Below are 6,718 nucleotides of genomic sequence, written 5' to 3' on the forward strand. Positions count from 1 at the left end.
ACTTTTAAAATTTAAAACCAGTCCAAATAATTATGTTGATAATTTGCTAAACATTACTATAAAATTTTACTCTAATCATTAACAATATGTGTAACATCATAGTTTAATATTATAATTTATAATAAAAATGGTTCTAAAATCTTTTTGCTTTAACATTTACCCTAATCATACAGATGATTTTGAAAGAATATTACAAGTATTGATTAATCAAACAAAAAAACATGAAAAACCTATTAAGTTTGAGTACAGAAGAGTATCAAATAATTTTTTTATTGATGAAATATGGGAGTCTGAAGAGTCTTTCTTATTACATCAAAAAACTCTTCATTATCTTTATTTTAAGAGGGCCAGAAAATTATATATTAAATCCAAACAAACTCTTAGATAACATTCATTTTTTATAATTTTTTTAGATAGCTCTGTGATAACACTCTACTTACATAAATATTATATAAATAAGCTACTAGATACTTTTATATGCGGTAAAATAATTGATCTATTTAACTTTAGAATATAGCATTTAATTCATATAAATATATTTGATTATGGAAACAGTAAAATGAAAATTAATATAAAAGATATCAAAGAACTAGAAAGCTTTAAAAAAGGTGTTTCGAAAAAACTCCTAGCTAGAGATGAAGATAGAAATTTTCAAATAGATTTTATTCGACTGGATCCTTGTATTAAACTAAACAAACATCTTCATCCTGATGTAGAATGGGTATACGTTATAAAAGGATCTATGGCGGATGAAAGAGGAAGTTTTAAGACTGGAGATTTTTTTATTAATCCTATAGAATCAGAACACTCCGTAGTCTCTGGACCAGATGGTTGTGATATATTATGCTGTTGGTGTGGAGAAATAAAACTTCTTTAGAATTAGTTATTTCTTACTAATCATACCATTTAAATTTTCTCTATATATATTTGCTCTAGTTCTAATCTCATAAAGCATAAATGTTAACTTATCACGAGTCCATGGTTGACCTGAATGTTTATCATAAGTATCTGGTAATTTATAACCTTTTGGAGCAAATGCTTTTATGCCCAAAGTTTGAGATGTTCTTACTGCTCTTAACTCATGCTCTTTAAAAGCAACTACTACAGCTGTACCAAGATTATTTACGCCCCTTGCTTCTTTTATTGCCTCTTTAGCAACACCTTTAGTATCTAAGTATACTAAATTACCTTGGCTATCAACTTTTGGATAAATAGTATGCAAATCTTTCTTTGGTATTCTATTACCAATAGATTGAGCTATTTCCCACTGGGCATATACTGGAAGATGTGTTTTATTATAAATACTAACAACTAAGTCAGCCAATTCATGATTCATCTTGCCAGGCTCTTGATTACCATTTTTAGCATATGCATTACCAAATGAAAAAGCTAATATTGCGTTAGCCTTTGATATGTCAATACTCTTAACCTTCCATGTTAATACATTAGACATAATAAACTTAGTCAACTCTTGAGATACTTTTTTATCTCCAGTTTGCTCGTATAATCTTTTTTGTATAGCATTTGTTAGCTGATCTTGATTTACATTAGTATGATTTGCAAAACAGCCAACTATCATACACATGAAAATTAATAAGCTTGCAAAAACTGTCCTCTTCATAAAAAAATAATCCTTTATATTTCTAAACTTATACACTTTTTAATACGCAATTTCACACCATCCATACTATTTGAATTTCTTTTATTTAACAAGGTATTTATGACCCTCTCCCATACATAGTAATTTCTTGTAAATTAATACCCAATATTGATTGAGAATCTATATATGGATATTTGTTATACATCTTATGAATAAAATAATCCCCAAATGGCATTGAAAGAGATCTATTACAAGTTAAAGCATTATTTGTAATAGTATTTCTTTCAACTATATAACCTCTCGGGACTTTCATAGGATCTGTACAGGCAAAGTTATTAACCTTATCTTTTGATAAAACATAATTCTTTGGATATTCCTTACTGGCCATAAAAAGCATAACTTTTTTACAGGTTTGTTTATGACACTTTATTGGGACTACTTTACATGCTCTTGTTCCTGCATTTAATATACAGTTTATTTGGTTATAAATAACATCTCCTTTGTTAAATGTAACATTGTATAAAATCCCTAAATGAAAGACTAAAATATCAGAACCTATTACTGTACTTATTGGCTTCCCTGCTATTATCCACTTATTATCATCACAAACAAACTCAACTATCTTAGGAATGTTATCAGCCATTAGTTTTTTAATATTATTAGTATTAGCATAATAATCATTACCTTGCTTAGTATAAAAAACATCTTTAGGAATATACTGCATAAATATCGATTCATCAGGAAAATCTGCACCATACTCTTTACTTGTAAACTTCTCAACAATAATATTTTTATTAAATAAGTTTTTTTCTAGGATGTGAATATGTGAAAAATCACTTTTTTGTTTATTAAACCAACCTAAGTGGCTAATTATTTTATATCCTTTAGTAGGAAGCCTCTTATACTTTAGTCCTAAATTTGTAGTCACATCCTTTAAATAGCCTAATTTATTATTTACTTTATTAAAATCAGAGCTCACAAAGTTATTTCTATTTTTATATGTTTCTCCGGCTTTTAACGAAAATGCGCCATAAGCAATATTATTTAGTCCTTTATTAAAAGCTTCAAAAAAAGACTTATATAGATTTTTTTGATCTTCAGCAAAAATAATAGCCATAGCATATTGTACTATTGTTACACAATTAGCCTTATCTAATCTAAATTCTAAATCTTGTTGTATATTTAAAGAATCAACCCAACCTTCTCCTATTCCTCCTCCATAAGATATACCTAATTTATTAAAATATGCGACTTCTTCACTTATTAATTGATTCTCATTTTTAGGTTTTACTTTCTGCTGCCAAAAACTAGTTAAAGAACGTATAGATTTTTGTTGAATTTCTCCCATCAGTTTCCCATTAATAATTTTAACATGATGATCTCCTAAAAAAAAACTTTTATAATTTGGTATATATACATCTTCTCCTTCGATTGTTAATTCTGGCTTTTCATATCCAAAGGCAGAAATACAAAAAAAAATTGTTATTAAGACAATTACTTTCTTCATTTTAATCTCCATAACAGCATTCATTATCAGATATAATTATTAATCAAGGATATAAAATACTGGTTAATGTCAATTATTTAAAGTAAGTTAAATAATAATTAACTACTATAAACCTTATCAATTATTCTATTTGTTCTTGCTGAAATATCTGCTGAAGATGGTGTATGATTTTTATTATCTAGGATTGAATTAACAACATCTCCAACCATATCGATAGAAACATTTTCAGGATGTGCTAAAGAAATACTTTGTGTTTGAGATTCTGTTTCAATTTTTATAGGTCCTTCACCAAACATTGAAAAGCTTATCTTACCTTTATCTCCAACTATTTCTATATTGTCATAATTAGTATAGCTACTAAAATTCCAAATACCTGTTCCTACGACACCATTCTCAAAAGAAAAGCTAATAGCGACACTATCTTCGACTGGATACTTATTAATCTGATTTGTCACTTGAGATTCTACATCAACTATCTTACCTAAAAGATAATCTAAAATATCTAAAGTATGGCAACCAACATCCATAAATAAACCACCTCCAGAAATCTCTTTGATAACATGCCATGGTAAATTCTCTGGATCTTGATATCTTTTTTCAAAAGGGTCATAAAGAACGCAGTTTACAAAACGCGGATTACCGATAATTTTCTCATCCTGTATTAAGGATTTTATTTTTTGGTATCTTGGTAATGATCTCTTATAATATGCCACATATAATGGCACATTATTTTCTTTACAAGCAGCTATCATCTCTAAACATTCTTGATGATTCATTGCCATTGGCTTTTCGACATACACAGCTTTACCAGCTTTTGCTGCCTTTATCGTATACTCTTTGTGAAAGGAAGGTGGTGTGGCTATATAAACGGCATTAACATCATTATCATTAATTAAATCATCAGCATTATCATAGTACTTAGAAACATTATGTCTTTCAGCATAATCTTTAGCTAACTCGATATCTCTTCTCATAACGGCTACTAGCTTAGAGCCTTTAACTTTATAAAAAGCTGGCCCACTTTTAACTTCAGTAACTTTGCCACAACCGATAATTCCCCACCGCACTTCCTTCATTATACTATTTCTCCTTTGTTTCAAATGCGCTATTTATAAACTGCTGATGTAGTTGATAAAACCTTTCTACCTCTGGGTGCTGCTCTTTTTCAATAATATGATCTTGTAATAATTTTTCAACTCTAGTTGATAAACTATTTAGATATTCTGATGTAAACTCATGATGATTTATCACACAAAAGTTAAATGTTGGATCATATTTATTCGAATGATAACCTAAATGTACGACCATCCTATCAGATTTTAATATACCGCCATAGCCTTTGTGCAGAGCATTATTATTATAAAATGCTGCCTCACCAGGTTTTAAGACCACTTTTTCTGCATTTGGTAGGTCTTTGTATTTAACATCTGCCATAACTTTTGAATCACCAAAGATCTTTTTCTCTTCTTCAGTAAAATCACGATTATGCGAACCTCTAATAAACCAAAGATTCTCATCATGGTTTAGCGCTATATTTATTTGCACATTATTATGATGATATGCTTTTGTAAACCAAAAATCATCTATCTCATTTTCTGGAACATGCAATAAATCTCTATGCCAACCTTGAACATATTCTATTCCCTTTTCTCCATAAAAAAGTGAAGCCCCTCCGATCACTGGCTCTCCACCTTCTAATAATTTTGAACACGCCTCAAGAATATCTTTACTTGCAGCAACTTCTTGTAGCGCATCTACCCTATTTCTTGGTTGTAAAAACTGGATATTAGCCATTTTCTTTTCTTTTTTGACATATTCTGGAATAAAAGAGTTATGAACAACTTTTTTAAGTTCTTCTACCTGCTCTTCAGAAAAGAGTTTTTTTATTACTACACCATCTTCTTTAAACTTAATCACATCTTCATCAGTTATAAACATTAAATTCCCCTTATGCTTTATATAGCTTATTTTCAATATCTTCTAGAGATAAATTACCTGTTTCTGGAATATTCTTTCTAACAAGAATATGATATATCAATGCAGAAATAGCACTTATAACAAATAATCCTGCAAAACCAATATGTGCTGATAGTGGTAGGAATAAAGACCCATATAGGAAAGACATCCCCGAGTTTAAGAATAGTGCTATCGACATTCCTACACTTCTCATTTTATTTGGTAGAGGCTCTGATAGTAAAGCCCAAATACACACTCCAGGACCAACAGCATAGCCTATGATAAATACACATAAAAGGACTAACATACAGTAACCTTTTAAAGAGCTAGCTCCTAAAGCATAATAGCATATCGCCATTAATGCTAATGCTAAAAACACTACAAAAGTTCCAAATAAAACTAGTGGTCTTCTGCCAGCATAATCAATCAAACATAAAGCAACAATAGTAACTACAAAGTTAATTAACATTATTGCAGTAGAGCTAAATACTGCTGTTGTTGAAGCTGTCAAACCAGATTGAACTAGTAAACTTGCACTATATTGCAAGAATGTATTTATCCCAGTTAGCTGCTGTAACATAGCAATTAAAGCTACTGATACAAAAAGTACAACGACTCTTTTATCTTTAAAACTAGCTAAGAAGTCTTGAAATGTAGCTCCGGCACCAATACTTTTCTTTATTTTCTCATACTCATGCTCTACTACACTTTCACTATATATTTTACGCAAGTTAGCTTTAGCCTTTTCAGCTTTTCCTTTCATAAATAACCATCTAGATGATGTTGGTAAAAAAATAACCCCTCCAATTAAAAGAATAATTGCAGGTACCATAGATGTTCCAAACATATCTCTCCAATGGCCATTGCTAGGAAACCATTTAGTAAACTCATATCCTACATAACCAGCTCCAACTATACCAAGTGTTAACATAAGCTGAAATAAGGCAATTCCCTTACCTCTAAGATTCTCTGGTATTACCTCAACTATATACAAAGGAATAACTATAGTTACTATACCAACAGCTATACCCTGTACTAATCTACCAATCAATAAACTATCATAACCATGTGCATTCATAATAATAAATGTACTTAATATGAAAATCACACATGATATTAGAATTGAGACTTTCCTACCAATAATGTCTGATACTTTACCTGCAAATAAAGTAGCTAATGCCCCTCCTCCAAGTACAGAGCCCAGAAGTAAAGATTCTTGCGCATGAGACATAATTATTTCTTTATTTATAAAAATAACTGCTGCATTCATTACACCTATGTCATAACCATATAAGATACCCCCCAAAGCACCTAAAATCATTATGATATACACATATCCTTTTGTTTGTTTCATAATTATCTTACCTCTCTAAATTTGATTAAAATAAATCTATTAAAATTTAGTCTATCAATAATATTTGCTAGATAAGTAGCTTTATACAGCTATTTTTTTGCTTTTTTATAAGCTATTTTAAAGTTTAAAATCCTACTGTAAAAATAATTCTATTAGGTTCTGTGCACAAAAATAAATTTTCATTGAAGCCAAATAAAAGTACAAGCTAATTTAATCATTCCTATATATGCTGAAATAGTTTTATCAAACCTAGAGAACACTCTTCTAAAATGCTTAATTTTAGAAAAGAAATTCTCTATCA

7 protein-coding genes and 1 pseudogene are annotated in these 6,718 nt (G+C 29.6%); 2 read left to right on the forward strand and 6 right to left on the reverse strand.

Annotated features, from left to right (window positions below; translation table 11 throughout):
• Positions 1 to 127 precede the first annotated feature (127 nt).
• Positions 128 to 388 (forward strand): putative quinol monooxygenase, encoded by a 261-nt coding sequence (locus tag AB8E56_RS06005; RefSeq protein WP_369518643.1) that lies wholly within the window; start codon positions 128 to 130, stop codon positions 386 to 388.
• A 171-nt stretch (positions 389 to 559) separates the two neighbouring features.
• Positions 560 to 877, forward strand: a complete 318-nt coding sequence (locus tag AB8E56_RS06010) for a cupin domain-containing protein (RefSeq protein ID WP_329479058.1) — start codon at positions 560 to 562, stop codon at positions 875 to 877.
• Positions 878 to 883: 6 nt separating this feature from the next.
• On the opposite strand, the gene AB8E56_RS06015 is transcribed toward AB8E56_RS06010, so the two are convergent.
• The 6 genes and pseudogenes from AB8E56_RS06015 to AB8E56_RS06040 all read right to left on the reverse strand — a co-directional run.
• The gene (locus AB8E56_RS06015) at positions 884 to 1,621 is read right to left on the reverse strand and encodes a hypothetical protein (protein WP_329479061.1); all 738 of its coding nucleotides are present in this window, start codon (positions 1,619 to 1,621) and stop codon (positions 884 to 886) included.
• Positions 1,622 to 1,718: 97 nt separating this feature from the next.
• Entirely contained in the window at positions 1,719 to 3,107 is a 1,389-nt protein-coding gene (locus AB8E56_RS06020) for an N-acetylmuramoyl-L-alanine amidase-like domain-containing protein (RefSeq protein ID WP_329479063.1), read from the reverse strand.
• Between the two features lie 98 nt (positions 3,108 to 3,205).
• Entirely contained in the window at positions 3,206 to 4,183 is a 978-nt protein-coding gene (locus tag AB8E56_RS06025; protein ID WP_329479065.1) for a Gfo/Idh/MocA family oxidoreductase, read from the reverse strand.
• A 4-nt stretch (positions 4,184 to 4,187) separates the two neighbouring features.
• Positions 4,188 to 5,045 (reverse strand): phytanoyl-CoA dioxygenase family protein, encoded by an 858-nt coding sequence (locus AB8E56_RS06030; RefSeq protein WP_329479067.1) that lies wholly within the window; start codon positions 5,043 to 5,045, stop codon positions 4,188 to 4,190.
• A gap of 10 nt (positions 5,046 to 5,055) precedes the next feature.
• Positions 5,056 to 6,417, reverse strand: a complete 1,362-nt coding sequence (locus AB8E56_RS06035; RefSeq protein ID WP_329479069.1) for a sugar porter family MFS transporter — start codon at positions 6,415 to 6,417, stop codon at positions 5,056 to 5,058.
• 179 nt (positions 6,418 to 6,596) lie between these two features.
• A pseudogene (locus tag AB8E56_RS06040) lies at positions 6,597 to 6,718 on the reverse strand (IS5/IS1182 family transposase); the annotation flags it as partial.

This window comes from Francisella sp. 19X1-34, assembly GCF_041102755.1.
Taxonomy (GTDB): domain Bacteria; phylum Pseudomonadota; class Gammaproteobacteria; order Francisellales; family Francisellaceae; genus Francisella.